15 protein-coding genes are annotated in these 13,921 nt (G+C 70.9%); 12 read left to right on the forward strand and 3 right to left on the reverse strand.

The window, feature by feature from the left end:
• Positions 1 to 58: 58 nt before the first annotated feature.
• The 3 genes from QM633_RS11600 to QM633_RS11610 are packed head-to-tail and all read right to left on the reverse strand — an operon-like array spanning position 59 to position 2,149.
• Positions 59 to 826, reverse strand: a complete 768-nt coding sequence (locus tag QM633_RS11600) for a DsbA family protein (protein ID WP_415153915.1) — start codon at positions 824 to 826, stop codon at positions 59 to 61.
• A gap of 7 nt (positions 827 to 833) precedes the next feature.
• On the reverse strand, positions 834 to 1,610 hold the full coding sequence (locus QM633_RS11605) for a DsbA family protein (protein ID WP_415153916.1): 777 nt from the start codon (positions 1,608 to 1,610) through the stop codon (positions 834 to 836).
• Positions 1,607 to 2,149 (reverse strand): DoxX family protein, encoded by a 543-nt coding sequence (locus QM633_RS11610; RefSeq protein ID WP_415153917.1) that lies wholly within the window; start codon positions 2,147 to 2,149, stop codon positions 1,607 to 1,609. The genes QM633_RS11605 and QM633_RS11610 overlap by 4 nt, the downstream gene beginning before the upstream one ends.
• A 70-nt stretch (positions 2,150 to 2,219) precedes the next feature.
• On the opposite strand from QM633_RS11610, the gene QM633_RS11615 reads away from it, so the two are divergent.
• The 12 genes from QM633_RS11615 to QM633_RS11670 all read left to right on the forward strand — a co-directional run bounded on the left by QM633_RS11615 (position 2,220) and on the right by QM633_RS11670 (position 13,535).
• Complete coding sequence (locus tag QM633_RS11615) at positions 2,220 to 3,554, forward strand: bifunctional folylpolyglutamate synthase/dihydrofolate synthase (RefSeq protein ID WP_415153918.1); 1,335 nt, start codon at positions 2,220 to 2,222, stop codon at positions 3,552 to 3,554.
• Positions 3,551 to 3,904 (forward strand): DUF4233 domain-containing protein, encoded by a 354-nt coding sequence (locus QM633_RS11620; RefSeq protein WP_415153919.1) that lies wholly within the window; start codon positions 3,551 to 3,553, stop codon positions 3,902 to 3,904. Before QM633_RS11615 ends, QM633_RS11620 begins: the two co-directional genes overlap by 4 nt.
• A 188-nt stretch (positions 3,905 to 4,092) precedes the next feature.
• On the forward strand, positions 4,093 to 4,509 hold the full coding sequence (gene ndk / locus QM633_RS11625) for a nucleoside-diphosphate kinase (protein WP_415153920.1): 417 nt from the start codon (positions 4,093 to 4,095) through the stop codon (positions 4,507 to 4,509).
• Positions 4,488 to 5,624, forward strand: a complete 1,137-nt coding sequence (locus QM633_RS11630) for a lysostaphin resistance A-like protein (protein ID WP_415153921.1) — start codon at positions 4,488 to 4,490, stop codon at positions 5,622 to 5,624. Before ndk ends, QM633_RS11630 begins: the two co-directional genes overlap by 22 nt.
• Positions 5,625 to 5,691: 67 nt before the next feature.
• Positions 5,692 to 6,372, forward strand: coding sequence for a uridine kinase (locus tag QM633_RS11635; protein WP_415153922.1), 681 nt, complete (start codon positions 5,692 to 5,694; stop codon positions 6,370 to 6,372).
• Between the two features lie 6 nt (positions 6,373 to 6,378).
• Entirely contained in the window at positions 6,379 to 7,122 is a 744-nt protein-coding gene (locus tag QM633_RS11640) for a DNA alkylation repair protein (RefSeq protein WP_415153923.1), read from the forward strand.
• Positions 7,123 to 7,170: 48 nt separating this feature from the next.
• A complete protein-coding gene (locus QM633_RS11645) occupies positions 7,171 to 9,114 on the forward strand; it encodes a TIGR03960 family B12-binding radical SAM protein (RefSeq protein WP_415153924.1) in 1,944 nt (647 codons plus the stop codon).
• 46 nt (positions 9,115 to 9,160) lie between these two features.
• A complete protein-coding gene (locus QM633_RS11650; RefSeq protein ID WP_415153925.1) occupies positions 9,161 to 9,739 on the forward strand; it encodes a hypothetical protein in 579 nt (192 codons plus the stop codon).
• An 18-nt stretch (positions 9,740 to 9,757) separates the two neighbouring features.
• Positions 9,758 to 10,417 (forward strand): SpoIID/LytB domain-containing protein, encoded by a 660-nt coding sequence (locus QM633_RS11655; protein WP_415153926.1) that lies wholly within the window; start codon positions 9,758 to 9,760, stop codon positions 10,415 to 10,417.
• A gap of 167 nt (positions 10,418 to 10,584) precedes the next feature.
• Complete coding sequence (locus QM633_RS11660) at positions 10,585 to 12,327, forward strand: SulP family inorganic anion transporter (RefSeq protein ID WP_415153927.1); 1,743 nt, start codon at positions 10,585 to 10,587, stop codon at positions 12,325 to 12,327.
• A gap of 25 nt (positions 12,328 to 12,352) precedes the next feature.
• Positions 12,353 to 12,796 (forward strand): VOC family protein, encoded by a 444-nt coding sequence (locus QM633_RS11665; protein WP_415153928.1) that lies wholly within the window; start codon positions 12,353 to 12,355, stop codon positions 12,794 to 12,796.
• Positions 12,797 to 12,833: 37 nt separating this feature from the next.
• The gene (locus tag QM633_RS11670; protein ID WP_415153929.1) at positions 12,834 to 13,535 is read left to right on the forward strand and encodes a TIGR03936 family radical SAM-associated protein; all 702 of its coding nucleotides are present in this window, start codon (positions 12,834 to 12,836) and stop codon (positions 13,533 to 13,535) included.
• The last annotated feature ends 386 nt before the right edge of the window (positions 13,536 to 13,921 follow it).

Consider the following 13,921-nt stretch of genomic DNA (forward strand, 5'->3'; position numbering starts at 1 on the left):
GTCGGACTCTCAGCCGGTCGTGGGCGGCCCGGATTCCGACCGGCCGGAGGAGTGGGGATCAACCCTTGGCGGCGTCGTCGATGATCTTCTTGAGGTCGTCGCCGCTCTTGCCGGTGAAGTCGCTGTTGGGGATCGCCTTGCCGTTGACGGTGAGCAGCGGGGTCTCGGTCAGGCCGGCCTTGGTCGCGGCGTCCTCCACGCCCTGGACGAACGCCTTCAGGTTCCCGTTGCTGTAGCAGGCCCGGAACGCGGTCAGGTCTGCACTGGCGATCCCCACCTTGTCCGGGATGGTCTCCAGGAACAGCTGGTCGGTGTACGGCCCGTCCGCCGCCGCCGCCCAGATCGCCTCGTGGTAGGCCTCGTAGTAGCCGACCACGTCCGCACAGGCGGCGGCGATGGCGGCTTTGTGCGACAGCCCGTCCGCGTTGCCCTGGTCGAGGAACACCCGGGTGTGGTAGACGAGCGTGATCGCCTTGGTCTGGCCGAGGATGTTCAGGGCAGCGCCGAAGCTGGAGTCGAACTGGTAGCAGCCCTTGCACTGGTAGTCGAAGTAGAGGCCGACCACGGGCTTGCCCTCGTTGGAGTTCACCACGATCCCGGCGCGGTCCTCGGTGGCGTTCGGCGGGTAGGGGATGCCCGCCGTCGCCGAGGCCGTCGCGTCCGCGGCGGTGCGCTGCGACTGCTGGACGAACACGACCGCCATGACGGCGATCAGGACGGCGGCCAGGACCAGCGACCCGGCGATGATGATTCGGCGCAGTCGCGCCGCGCGCTGGTTGGCCAACTGCGCCTGGCGCATCCGCTGGCGCTGGCTCTCTCCGGGCACGGCTGGGTCAGGCGTTCTTCGTGATCAGTTCACCAAGGTCATCCGGGGAGACTTCGGCGATCGTGTTGATCGGGAGATCCTTGCCGTTGACGTGAACGGTCGGGGTCGAGACCTGCTTGTTGATCGACAGCATGTCCTGCTGGCCCAACTCGTTCGTCCCGTTCACGAACGACTTGGTGGACTGGTTGTCGTAGCAGGACTGGAAGGTGGCCAGGTCGGTGCCGGTCAGCCCGACCGATGCGGGGATCGTGTCCCGCAGCACGGTGTCGGTGTACCCGGCGCCCTCGGTGGCGGGCTGGTTTGCGTAGATCGCGTTGTGGAAGTCGGAGTACGCGCCCACGACGTCCGCGCAGGCTGCGGCGATGCCGGCCCTGGTGGAGGCGTCGTTGTTCAGGTTCTGGTCGAGGAAGGTCATGTTGCGGTAGTGGAGCTCGATGTCACCGGACGCGGCGAGGGCGGTCAGGGCGCTGCCGTACGCGCTCTCGAACTGCTTGCAGACCGGGCACTGGTAGTCGAAGAACAGCTCGACGACCGGCGCGCCGTCCTTCGCCTTGCCGGGGTTCTGGACGATGGCCTTGCCGTCGGATGTCGCGTTGGGCGGGGTGATCGCGGCCGCGTCCGACGCGGCGGTGGTGTTCCGCTGCTGCACCACCACGCCGATGATCACGCCCACGACCACCAGGGCGAGGACGGCGGCGCCGACACCGATGATCCTGGTCAGCCGCTGCTGTCTGGCTGCCGCGGCCTGGGCCTGGCGCAGCCGTTCGCGGTTGTTCTGGCTCATCTGGTGGGCTCCTTGTCGTCTTCGTCGATGGAGAGGGAATCGCCCGCGTCCACGGGACCGAACAGCCAGTTGTCAACCGCCCAGGGCGACCGCGGTCGCCACGCCGTCCATGCCCCGGCGAGCAGCAGGCCGGTGTCCCGCGCGATCTCGAGCGGGTACTGGGTCTTCGAGGCGTCGATCTCGCCGCCGCCGCCGAAGCATCCGCAGTCGATCGAGATGCCACGCGCCCACACCGATGCGATGCCGACGATGAACGCCACCATCAGCAGCGACCCGATCACGGCCGAGATCCGGGTGAACGTCCCGGTGATCAGCAGCAGGCCGGTGGCGATCTCGATGATCGGCAGCGCCGACCCGACCGCGGCGGTGACCTCCCAGGGGAGGAGCTGGTACAGCCGCACCGACTGTACGGACGCTTCCAGCCGGGTCACCTTGAGCAGGCCGGCGACGAGCAGGACCCCACCGAGGATCAGGCGGGTCGCCAGTGTCACCCACTCCGGCCAGGGACGCCGGAACGGCGCAGCGGCGGAGTCGGACACCGCGTCAGTATATCGAGCGGGGTTCGGGCGATCCCGACCCCCGGTGGTGTGCCGTTAGGCTGGGCGCACTATGAGCCGAACCCATGCACAGATCGTCGCTGAACTGCAGTCACGGTGGCCCGAGCACAGGGTGGCGCCCAGCCAGGCGCGCGTGCAGGCGCTGTGCGACCTGCTCGGCTCGCCCGAGCTGTCCTGCCCGGTCATCCTGATCGCCGGCACCAACGGCAAGGGCAGCACGGCCCTGATGATCGACTCGCTGCTGCGCTCGCTGGGCCTGCGGGTGGGCCGGTACGCCAGCCCGCACCTGGTCGAGGTCACCGAGCGGATCAGCATCGACGGCGAGCCGATCGCCGCCGATCGTTTCGACGAACTCCTCGAGCAGGTCGCCCCGCTGGTCGAGCTCGTCGACGACCAGCTCATCGACGGCGTCCGGATGACCTTCTTCGAAGTCATGACCGCCCTGGCCTACGCGGCGTTCGCGGACGCCCCGGTCGACGTGGCGGTGGTGGAGGTCGGCCTCGGCGGACGCTGGGACGCCACCAACATCGTGGCCGCGCAGGTCGCGGTGGTCTGCCCCGTCGACCTCGACCACACCCACCTGCTGGGCAACACGGTGGCGGAGATCGCCGCGGAGAAGGCCGGCATCATCAAGGCCGGATCGAAAGCGGTCCTCGCCGCCCAGCAGCCCGACGCCGCGCGCGTCCTGCTGGCCCGCTGCGCCGAGGTGGGCGCGGAGGTGATCCGCGAGGGCATGGAGTTCGGACTGATCAGCCGCACCCCCGCGGTCGGAGGGCAGATCCTGCGGCTGGAGACGGCCGAGGGGCCGCTCGGCGACCTCGCACTGCCACTGTTCGGCGCGCACATGGCTCACAACGCCGCGCTCGCCGTCGCGGCCGTCGAGGCCTTCCTCGGCGGCAAGCCGCTGCCCGCGGAGGTGATCGCGGAGGGGCTCGAGCAGGTCCGGGCCCCCGGGCGGCTGGAGGTGGTCCGTCGGTCGCCGACCGTGGTGCTGGACACCTGTCACAACCCGCACGGTGCGCGCGCGACGATCGACGGCATCACCGAGGCGTTCGGCTTCACCCCGCTGATCGGGGTGGTGGCGATGATGGCCGACAAGGACGTCAACGGGGTGCTGTCGATCTTCGCCGAGGCGATGACCACGGTGGTCTGCACGACGATCGCCTCGACCAGCAGGGCCCTGCCTGCGACGGGGCTGGCCGAGCGGGCGGCGGAGGTGTTCGGGTCCGACCGGGTGGTCGTGGCCGCGTCCATGGCCGAGGCGATCGAGGAGGCCGTGCGGCTGGCCGACGAGGCCGGCCCGGGCGCGGGCGTCCTCGTCGCCGGCTCCGTGTACGCGGCGGGCGAGGCCAGGGCCCTGCTCGTGCGGGACGTGGAGGAGTCGTGAAGCTGGCGACCGGGAACCCGATGGGCCGGGTGATGCTGAGCATCCTCGCCTTCGAGGCGATCGTGTTCGGACTGGCGATCGCCGGCATGATCCAGGTCTCCGACGTTGCCGTGACCACGGCCTTCCTGCTCGGTGCGGGGGCCGCCGTCCTCGCCCTGCTGGCCGCGGCGCTGCTCCGCACGAGGGTGGGGTACCCCCTGGGCTGGCTCACCCAGGCCGTCGCGATCGGGCTCGGCCTCGCCACACCGATGATGTTCGCCGTCGGCGGCATGTTCGCGCTGCTGTGGGTGGTCTGCTTCGTGCTGGGCCGCCGGATCGAGACCACGCCGCCGGCCGGCCCGCCCGCCTGATCTCGTCCACGTGGCGTGGTCCCGAGAGCGTGGTCCAAGGAGGGGACGGTTCTCTACTCGGTCCACCGCTCGGTCCAGGACCGAGTAAGGAACCGTCCCCACTCGGTCCACCGCTCGGTCCGGCGGCTGCGGCTCCGAGGCGGGTGCGTCCGGGCCGGGGGGTCGTGGCGGACGGTAGGGTGCGAGCCATGACCGATCTGCAGCGGACGCTCGTCCTGCTCAAGCCGGACGCCGTGCGCCGCGGCCTCGCCGGTGCCGTCCTGGCCCGCTACGAGGCGAAGGGCCTCTCGATCGTGGCGATGGACCTGCGCCGGGCCGACCACGCGCTCGCCGACCGGCACTACGCCGACCACGTCGAGCAGCCCTGGTACCCGGCGCTGCGGGACTTCATCACCAGCGGGCCGCTGGTCGCCCTCGTCCTGGAGGGCCCGACCGCGATCGACGTCGTGCGCCAGATGAACGGCGCCACCAACTCCGCCGTGGCCGCTCCCGGGACGATCCGGGGCGACTACTCGGTGTCGAACCGGGAGAACCTCGTGCACGCGTCGGACTCGGCGGAGTCCGCGGCGAGGGAGATCGCGCTGTGGTTCCCGAGCCTGGGCTGAACGAGCCGCAGGGCACGCCCGCCCCGCCACAGACAGCCCCGCCGCAGGCCGCGGTGCCCGGACCGGGCTACCCCGGCTGGCCGCCGCCCGTGGGCGGCTACGCCCCGCCACCGGTGGGCGTCCCTGCCTACCCGGGCGCCCCCTACCCGCCTCCCTACGGGTACGGCCCCGGCTCGTGGCAGGCCGCCCCCCCGCCCAAGCCGTCCGCCCTGCCGACCGTCGCCCGCGAGTACCACGAGTTCTACCGGACGCCACGTCTGCGCTGGTGGAAACCGCTGGCCGCACTCGCGATGTTCGGCGCGTCCGCCCTGATCGCGACCACGCTGCTCTCGATGCTGGTGCTCATCGACGTGGCGAACGGACGCATCGACCTCGGCGACCTGACGTCGGGGAACCTGCCGACCACACCGATGCTGTTCCTCGCGAACAACCTCGGCATCGCCGTCTGGGTGCCGCTCGCCATGCTGTCGGGCTGGGCCGTGTTCGGGCAGCGCCCGAAATGGCTGTCCTCGATCGCGGGCGGCTTCCGGTGGCGGCTGTTCGGACGGTTCGCCCTGATCGCCTTCCTCGTGCTGGGGACCTCGACGGGCATCGAGATCGTGCTCAGCGGCGGCGTCGGCGATCTGGCTTGGAATCCCGACTCGCTGTTCCTGATCCTCACGATCCTGATCACCACCCCGTTCCAGTGCGCGGGGGAGGAGTACTCGCTGCGCGGTATCGCCGCCCGCTGCATCGGGTCGTGGTTCAGCTGGCGCAGGGCAGGGCTGGCGGTCGCGACCGCGGTGACCTCCGTGGTCTTCATGCTGCTGCACGGTGCCGGCGACCCCTGGCTCAACGCCTTCTACCTGCTCTTCGCCGGCACCAGTTCCGTGCTGGTCTGGCGGACCGGCGGGCTGGAGGCCTCGATCGCCCTGCACGTGTGCAACAACATGATCAGTGAGGCGTTCATGCCGTTCAGCGACATCAGCGGCCTGTTCGACAGGCAGGCGGGCACCGCCGGCCCGGAGACCCTCTGGCAGATGGCGGCGGTCGTGCTGGTGGCCGGGTTGATGCTCTGGCAGGCACGCAGACTGAAGCTCCAGCGGACCGCGGCTCCGGCCGCCACGCCGCGGTGAGGATCCTTCCTTTCCCCGGCGGGGTATGGTGGAAGTCTTCGACATGATCGCTTGACAAGGGCGTGAGATGACCAACGACGTGATGAACAGGCTCGATGCGGGCCCTGCCCTGAAGTGGCTGCGGGCGCAGGTGCGGCCGCGATCGGGGCGCATCCTGATCGGTGTGGACGGCGTCGACGGCGCCGGCAAGACCACCTTCGCCGACGAACTCGCCGACCTGCTGCGCGAGTCCGGGGCCGAGGTGATCCGGATCTCGATGGATCACTACCTCAACCCCCAGTCGAAGCGGTACGCCCAGGGCAGGGCGTCCGCCAAGGGCTACTTCGAGGACAGCTACGACTACGAGCGGTTCACCGCCGAGGTGCTGGAGCCTCTGGGACACGGCGGTTCGGGTCGCTACCGCACGGCTGCCTACGACCTCGACTCCGAGTCGGAGGTGCGTTCGCCCTGGCGGATCGCCCCCGACGACGCCGTGGTGATCATCGACGGCATGTTCATCCACCGTGACGAGCTGTGTGCGAGCCGCAGGAAGAAGGTCTGGGACTTCTCGGTCTGGCTCGAGGTGCCGTTCGAGGAGTCGTTCCACCGCATGTCCGAACGGCAGGGGAAGATCGTCGACGACCCGGAGGACCCACGCAACGCGCGCTACTACCAGGGCCAGCTGATCTATCTGCAGAAATGCGATCCGGCGGCCAGGGCGGACATCGTCGTGGAGAACGTCGCGCCACACTCGCCGGTCATCGACTGACCTCCCGTGGCGGGTCCGCCCGATCCCGCGACGCTCGCCGCGTCGCTGCTCGCCCGGCTGGTGGCGATGCGCAACCCCGACAACGTCGCGGGCATGGCGCGGTTCGGGATCAACCCCGAGGGCACCCTCGGAGTCCCGGTGACGGCGCTGCGGGGGATCGCGAAGGAGCAGCGTCCGCTCCGCAGGAACGACCCCGTCGCGGCGCACCGGGTCGCGGCCCTGCTGTGGGACTCCGGCATCCACGAGGCCCGCATCCTCGCCGGGTTGATCGACGTGCCCGCGCTGGTCACCCGCGCCCAGGCCGACGCCTGGGCGTCCGACCTCGACTCCTGGGACGTGTGTGACCAGCTCTGCGCGCTGTTCGCGTCCACAGCCTTCGCCCGCGAACTGGTCGCCGGCTGGACGGCGGCGGAGGAGGAGTTCGTCAAACGCGCGGGCTTCGTGGTCGCGTGCACCCTCACCGTGCACGACAAGGCGGCGGACGATCGGTCGATCGCCGGCTTCCTGGTGCCGGTGGAGCGTGAGGCCACGGACGCGCGCAACTCGGTGAAGAAGGCCGTCAACTGGACGCTGCGTCAGGTCGGCAAGCGGTCGTCGGGCTGCCACAGCGCGGCCATCGCCAGCGCGGAACGGATCCTCGCCGCCCATCCGGACTCGCCGGCGGCCCGCTGGATCGCCCGCGACGCCCTGCGTGAACTGCGCAGCGACGCGGTGCTGCGCCGGGTCGGGCGGGCAGCGGCAGGTCAGTAGTCCTGCGGGTTCGGTGTCACCGGCCGCATTGATTAGGCTTGTCAGATCATGACGACGACCATCGGATCGCTCTACCCGCGCCTGGAGCCCCTGCTGGCCCAGGTCACCAAGCCGGTGCAGTACACCGGCGGAGAGGTGAACTCCTTCAGCAAGGACTTCGCCGCCGCCGAGGTGCGCTGGGCGCTGATGTACCCGGACGCGTACGAGGTCGGCCAGCCGAACCAGGGCCTGGCGATCCTCTACGAACTGCTCAACGAGCGCGACTGGATGCTGGCCGAGCGCACGTTCTCGATCTGGCCGGACATGGCGAAGCTGATGCGCGCGCACGGCCTGCCGCAGTTCACGCTGGAGAGCCACCTGCCGGTGCGGGAGTTCGACCTGCTGGGGGTGAGCTTCTCCACCGAACTGGGCTACACCAATCTGCTGGAAGCCCTGGACCTCGCCGGCATGGCGCTGCACGCCGCCGACCGCGGTGACGACGAGCCGATCGTGATCGCCGGCGGCCACGCGGCCTTCAACCCCGAGCCGATCGCCGACTTCATCGACGCCGCGGTGCTCGGCGACGGCGAGGAGGCCGCGCTCACCGTGTCCGGGATCGTCCGCGAGTGGAAGGCGTCCGGGCGGCCGGGCGGCCGCAGGGGCCTGCTGCTGCGGTTGGCGGGGTCCGGGGTGGCGTACGTCCCGTCGCTGTACGACGTCGACTACGGCGAGAACGGAGCGATCGCGTCCGTCCGACCGAACACGCCGGGCGTGCCGGACAGGGTGGCCAAGCACACGCTGATGGAGCTCGACGAGTGGCCCTACCCGGCGCGCCCGATCGTGCCGCTGGCCGAGACCGTGCACGAGCGGTACTCGGTGGAGATCTTCCGCGGCTGTACCCGCGGCTGCCGGTTCTGCCAGGCCGGGATGATCACGCGGCCCGTGCGCGAGCGGAACATCGAGACGATCGGGAGAATGGTCGAGGGCGGGATCGCCGCGACCGGGCTCGACGAGGTGGGCCTGCTCAGCCTCTCCAGCGCCGACCACTCCGAGATCGCACCGGTCACCAAACAGTTGGCCGACCGCTACGAGGGCAGCTTCGTGTCGCTCTCCCTGCCCAGTACCCGGGTGGATGCGTTCAACATCGACCTCGCCAACGAGTTGAGCCGCAACGGGCGCCGATCGGGGTTGACCTTCGCCCCGGAGGGCGGTTCGGAACGCATGCGCAAGGTGATCAACAAGATGGTCAGCGAGGAAGACCTGATCAACACGATCACCGCGGCGTTCAGTCAGGGCTGGCGGCAGGTGAAGCTGTACTTCATGTGTGGGCTGCCCACCGAGACCGACGAGGACGTGCTGGGCATCGCCGACATGGCCGCCCATGTCATCGAGGCCGGACGCCGGGCGGCCGGCACCCGCGACATCCGGTGCACGATCAGCATCGGCGGGTTCGTGCCCAAGCCGCACACGCCGTTCCAGTGGGTGGCGCAGGCCGACCCGGACACGATCGACAACCGGCTGCGGCTGCTCAAGGACAAGATCCGCAACGACCGCCGCTACGGCAGGGCGATCGGCATGCGCTACCACGACGGCAAGCCGGGCCTGGTCGAGGGGCTGCTCAGCCGCGGCGACCGCAGGGTCGGTCGGGTCATCGAGGAGGTGTGGCGCGACGGCGGGGTCCTGGACGGCTGGAGCGAGCACTTCTCCTTCGATCGCTGGATGGCTGCGGCGCAGCGCGCGCTCGCCCCGCTCGGCGTGGACATCTGGTGGTTCACCACCCGCGAGCGCCCGCAGGCGGAGATCCTGCCCTGGGATCACCTCGACGCCGGCCTCGACCGGGACTGGCTGTGGCAGGACTACCAGGACGCCGTTCTGGGTGCCGAGGTGGAGGACTGCCGCTGGTCGGGCTGCTACGACTGCGGCGTCTGCCCCGAGTTCGGCACCGAGATCCAGATCGGCCCCACCGGCCGCTCGCTGCTCCCACTCACCGTCCTGCCGCGCAGGGTCGGCTGACGCCGGATCGGCCGCGCGGTTCTTCGCGGCGTGGCAGGCTGGGGGAGTGCGCACGTTGAGCCGGATCGTCCTCGGCCTTGCGGCTGGGCTGGTGACCCTGCTGCTCGCTGCCCCGTCCGCGCAGGCGGTCACCGTGCCGAGCGCGTTCGTCGTCCGCGGGTCGGGGGCGGGGCACGGGGTCGGCATGTCGCAGTACGGCGCGTACCAGCTGGCACGGACGGGCAGTACCGCTGCACAGATCCTCGGCTACTACTACTCCGGCACCACCGTGGGGTCGGCCGTCAACAACCCCCGCACGATCAAGGTGCAGGTGCTCGGGCCCGAGCCGGACAACCGCAAGAAGGCCACCCTGACCGTGGCCGGCGGACGCTTCACACTGAGCGACGGGACCGGCACGGTGCTCGGCAGCTTCAAGGCGGGGAAGGCCACGCTCGGCGTGAAGGGCTCCAAGGTCACGGCGAGGATCGGGAGGAAGACCGTCAAGGCGGCCCGGCTGGTGGTCTCCACCTCCGGCGTCGCCACGGTGTCCGGTGCGCAGGGCAGCTACCACGCGGGCACGCTGCAGGCGACCGTGATCGGCAAACGGCTCAACGTGGTCAACCAGGTCGCCATGAACACCGACTAACTCTACGGGCTGGACGAGATGCCGGCGTCCTGGGCGAAGAACGACGGCGCGGCGGCGCTCCAGGCACAGGTGATCGCCGCGCGCAGCTGGGTGATCACCCAGATCCTGTCCCACCTCACCAGCTCCGAACAGCCGGCGGACGCCGGGCGGGCCGACTGCGACTGCCACGTGTTCGACGACGAGCGCAGCCAGAACTACACCGGGTGGAAGAAGGCGGGCAAGAAGGCCAACCAGCCGTGGCTCGACGCCGTCGACGCCACCATCCACGACACGACGGTCGACGTCGTGCGTCCGACCGGAAGCCCCGGGGTGATCGCGGAGACCCCGTACTTCGCCTCGTCCGGCCGGACCGGGGGCACGGGCTCCAACGCCGACGTCTTCGGCACCACCCCGATCAGCTACCTGGTCGGCGTCGACGATCCGTACTCGGTCGAGGCCCCCGGCAACCCCTACCAGAGCTGGAAGCGCACCCTCAGCCAGACGAAGGTCGCGCGCATCTTCGGCCAGAAGAAGGTGATCGCGATCCGGGTCACGGCGACCTATCCAGGCGGTCTGGTCAAGACGCTCACGGCCACCGCAGCCAACGGCGACACGTCCAGCGTGACGAAGACGGCCGCAGCGTGGACGAGCGCGCTCGGTGTTCCCGCCCCCTGGCTGACCTCGATCACCGCGAAGTAGGTCGACCGGCCCACGGACCAGAGGTCCGTCCCCGCGCGGAGGTACGAGAACCGTCCCCGGGTGCCGGGATCGAGGGGACGGTTCCCAATCCGGTCCCCGGGTGCCGGGATCGAGGGGACGGTTCCCAATCCGGTCCAGCGGCGGGTCCGGTTCGTTAGCGTGTCGTCATGGTGGACGAGGCGGTCGGCTGGCGGCGGTGGGTGCCGGGGCTCGCCGTGCTCCGCAGTTACGACCGGGCATGGCTGCGCGGCGACCTCGTCGCGGGCGTGACCGTGGCGGCCTACCTCGTGCCGCAGGTGATGGCGTACGCGGAGATCGTCGGGCTCGCACCGGTGTCGGGGCTGTGGGCGGTGCTCCTGCCGATGGTGCTCTACGCGGTGCTGGGCAGCTCCCGCCAGCTGTCGATCGGCCCGGAGTCGACCACGGCGCTGATGACGGCGGCAGCGATCGCTGCGTTGGCGGGGACGGTCGAGGGGCCGCGGCGGGTCGAGGTGGCGGGCCTGGTGGCGGTCACGGTGGGCCTGGTCTGCCTCGCCGGTTGGCTCGCCCGGCTCGGCTTCGTCGCCCGCCTGCTGTCGAAGCCGGTGCTCGTCGGCTACATGGGCGGAACCGGCGTGCTGATGGTCGTCAGCCAGTACGGGACCCTCACCGGGCTGCAGGTCTCCGGTGAGGGGCCGTGGGCGAGAACCCTGTCGCTGGTGGCGCAGGCCGGCGCCGTCCACGTTCCCACGCTCACGCTCGGCGTCGGCGTGGCCGTGGTGCTGTTCGCGCTGCGGCGGTGGGCGCCCACCTGGCCCGGGGCGCTGCTGGTCATGCTCGTCGCCGCCGCCCTGGTGACGCTCGGCGGGCCGGTCTTCTCCGACGTCGCCGTGATCGGCGCGGTGCCTGCGGAGCTGCCTCGCCTCGTCCTGCCGAACCCGGGCGGCGTCGACCTGCCGCAACTCGCCCTGGCCGGCGTCGGCATCGCTGTGGTCGGCTACAGCGACGTGATCCTCACCGGACGCGCGTTCGCCGCCCGGCGCGGGGAGCGCGTCGATGCCAACCGCGAGCTGCTGGCGATGGGCGCGGCGAACATCGCGAACGGCTTCTTCGTCGGCTTCCCGGTGTCCTCGTCGGCGAGCCGCACGGTGGTTGCGGACGCGGCGGGCAGCCGGACGCAGCTCCATTCTCTGGTCGCCGCCGCGACGGTGGTGGCGTCCATCTTCGTGTTCTCGCCGGTTCTGGCGGCGTTCCCGCGGGCAGCCCTCGGCGGTGTCGTGCTCTACGCCGGGCTGCGCCTGATCGACGTGCCGGAACTCCGCCGGCTGGCCCGGTTCCGGCTCAGCGAGCTGGCCCTCGCGCTGCTCACTTTCGCCGCGGTCCTCGCCGCCGGACTGCTGTACGGCATCGGGATCGCGGTCGCGCTCTCCCTGCTCGACCTGATCAGGAGGATCGCGCACCCGCACGACGGCGTGCTCGGCTACGTTCCCGGCGTGGCCGGCATGCACGACGTCGAGGACTACCCGCGGGCGAGCCAGGTGCCGGGTCTGGTGGTCTACCGCTACGACTCCCCGCTCTTCTTCGCGAACGCCGACGACTTCCTCACCCGCGCGCTCGCCGCCGTCGGTGAGGCGGACCCTCCGGCGCGCTGGTTCCTGCTCAACGCCGAGGCGAACATCGAGGTCGACCTCACCGCGGTCGACGTGCTCGTCCAGCTCCGCGACACACTCGCCGCCGAGGGCGTCGAGTTCGCCCTGGCCAGGGTGAAATGGGAGGTGCGCGAACAGCTGGAGGCCGCCGGGTTCGTCGACGCCGTCGGGGAGGAACGCATCTTCGCGACCCTGCCCACCGCCGTGGCAGCCTACGCTGCCTGGCACGAGGCCGAGTACGGAACCCGCCCGCCGGGTACTCCGGAAGCGACCGGGACCTGAGGAAGAGCTTCGAGGAAGGGGCACCATGCCGTTGACATTCCAGGTGACGATCGACTGCGCCGACCCGCACGTGCTCGCGGAGTGGTGGTCGCAGACACTCGGGTGGCCGGTCGAGCCCACCGACGAGGAGTTCATCCGCCGGATGGTCGCAGAGGGGCACGCCACCCAGGCGGACACGCGGGTCCACAACGGACAGCTGGTCTGGGCCGAGGGCCAGGCGATCTCGCTGCCCGACGCGCCGGAGGGGGCACCGTGCACGCGGGTCCTCTTCATGGCGGTGCCGGAGCCGAGAGCGGTCAAGAACCGCGTCCATCTCGACGTGCGCGCGACGAAGGAGGGCACCGATCTGGACGCCGTCAGGGACGACCTCCTCGCCCGCGGGGCGACCTTCCTGTGGGAGGGGTCGGAGGGCCCGCACCGCTGGTACACGATGGCCGACCCGGAGGGCAACGAGTTCTGCATCACCTGACCGGCTCGGGCGGGTCAGCCACGTAGGATGCACGGTCGTGACGCCCTCCCGACAGCCAGAGCAGCAGGCTCCGCCCGTCCAGCGGCTGCGCGTGCAGTACGCCAAGCGCGGACGCGCCCGGTTCGCGTCCCACCGCGACTTCGGACGGGCCCTGGAGCGGGCCCTGCGGAGGGCGGGCATCCCGATGGCGTTCTCCTCCGGGTTCTCGCCGCATCCGCGGATCAGCTACGCCAACGCGGCGCCGACCGGCGCCGCGACCGAGGCGGAGTACCTCGAGCTCGGCCTGGCCGCCGTCCTCGACCCCACCCTGGTCAGGGACGCGCTGAACGCGGCCATGCCGGACGGCCTGGTTGTGGTGCGGGTGGTCGAGGCCCTGCCGGGGGCCCTCGCCGACCGGCTCACCGCCTCCCGCTGGGAGATCACCATGACCGGGGTCGACCCGGCCGAGCTGGCGGCCGGCGCGGCCGACCTGCTGGGCAGCGAACAGGTCGGCGTGGAACGGATGACCAAGACCGGGCTGCGCCGCTTCGACGTGCGGCCGGCCGTGATCGCCCTGTCGGCGCAGGGCGACGGGCTGGACCTGGTCTCGGCGATCGCCCAGCCGCTGGTGCGCCCCGACGACGTCGTCCAGGCGCTGCAACAGCTGCGTCCCTCTCTGCGGACGACGAGTCCGGCCCTGCTGAACCGGCTCGAACACGGCACCTGGGACGGCACCCGGATCCTCGACCCGTTGGCCTGAGCCCGCGCCACGCGCACCCCGATGCGCTGGGAGCCTTCCGGGGAGTGTGGAATACTGGACCCAGGTCGGAGTCATCCAGACCCCCGACCCGCGAGTGCCCACTGACCGGTGTGACAGGCCGGCCAAGCGCATGGAGCCTCACCGCGACGCCAGACGACCGCGGGGGCGACAGCGCTGCGGCGCCCGACCAGATGAGGCTTCGCTGCCTGTGGCAGCCACGTTTGCGGCGCACCCCCGCCGCTGAAGGAGAGCAACAGTGCTCGATTCCGAACACCCGAATACTGACCAGTCCGCTCAGGACGGTGCAGACACGACTCCTGCCCAGCCGCCGCGCCGGCGCCGCGCAGCGAGCCGGCCCGCAGGCCCCCCCGCGGGCGCTGTGCCGG

The organism is Propionicimonas sp., assembly GCF_047606205.1.
GTDB lineage: Bacteria > Actinomycetota > Actinomycetes > Propionibacteriales > Propionibacteriaceae > Propionicimonas.

Coding starts and splice junctions, on each gene's coding strand:
- QM633_RS11605 (WP_415153916.1), bottom strand. CDS start 1,610: ATGAGCCAGAACAACCGCGAACGGCTGCGCCAGGCCCAGGCCGCGGCA.
- QM633_RS11615 (WP_415153918.1), top strand. CDS start 2,220: ATGAGCCGAACCCATGCACAGATCGTCGCTGAACTGCAGTCACGGTGG.
- ndk (WP_415153920.1), top strand. CDS start 4,093: ATGACCGATCTGCAGCGGACGCTCGTCCTGCTCAAGCCGGACGCCGTG.
- QM633_RS11635 (WP_415153922.1), top strand. CDS start 5,692: ATGACCAACGACGTGATGAACAGGCTCGATGCGGGCCCTGCCCTGAAG.
- QM633_RS11645 (WP_415153924.1), top strand. CDS start 7,171: ATGACGACGACCATCGGATCGCTCTACCCGCGCCTGGAGCCCCTGCTG.
- QM633_RS11655 (WP_415153926.1), top strand. CDS start 9,758: ATGCCGGCGTCCTGGGCGAAGAACGACGGCGCGGCGGCGCTCCAGGCA.
- QM633_RS11660 (WP_415153927.1), top strand. CDS start 10,585: ATGGTGGACGAGGCGGTCGGCTGGCGGCGGTGGGTGCCGGGGCTCGCC.
- QM633_RS11665 (WP_415153928.1), top strand. CDS start 12,353: ATGCCGTTGACATTCCAGGTGACGATCGACTGCGCCGACCCGCACGTG.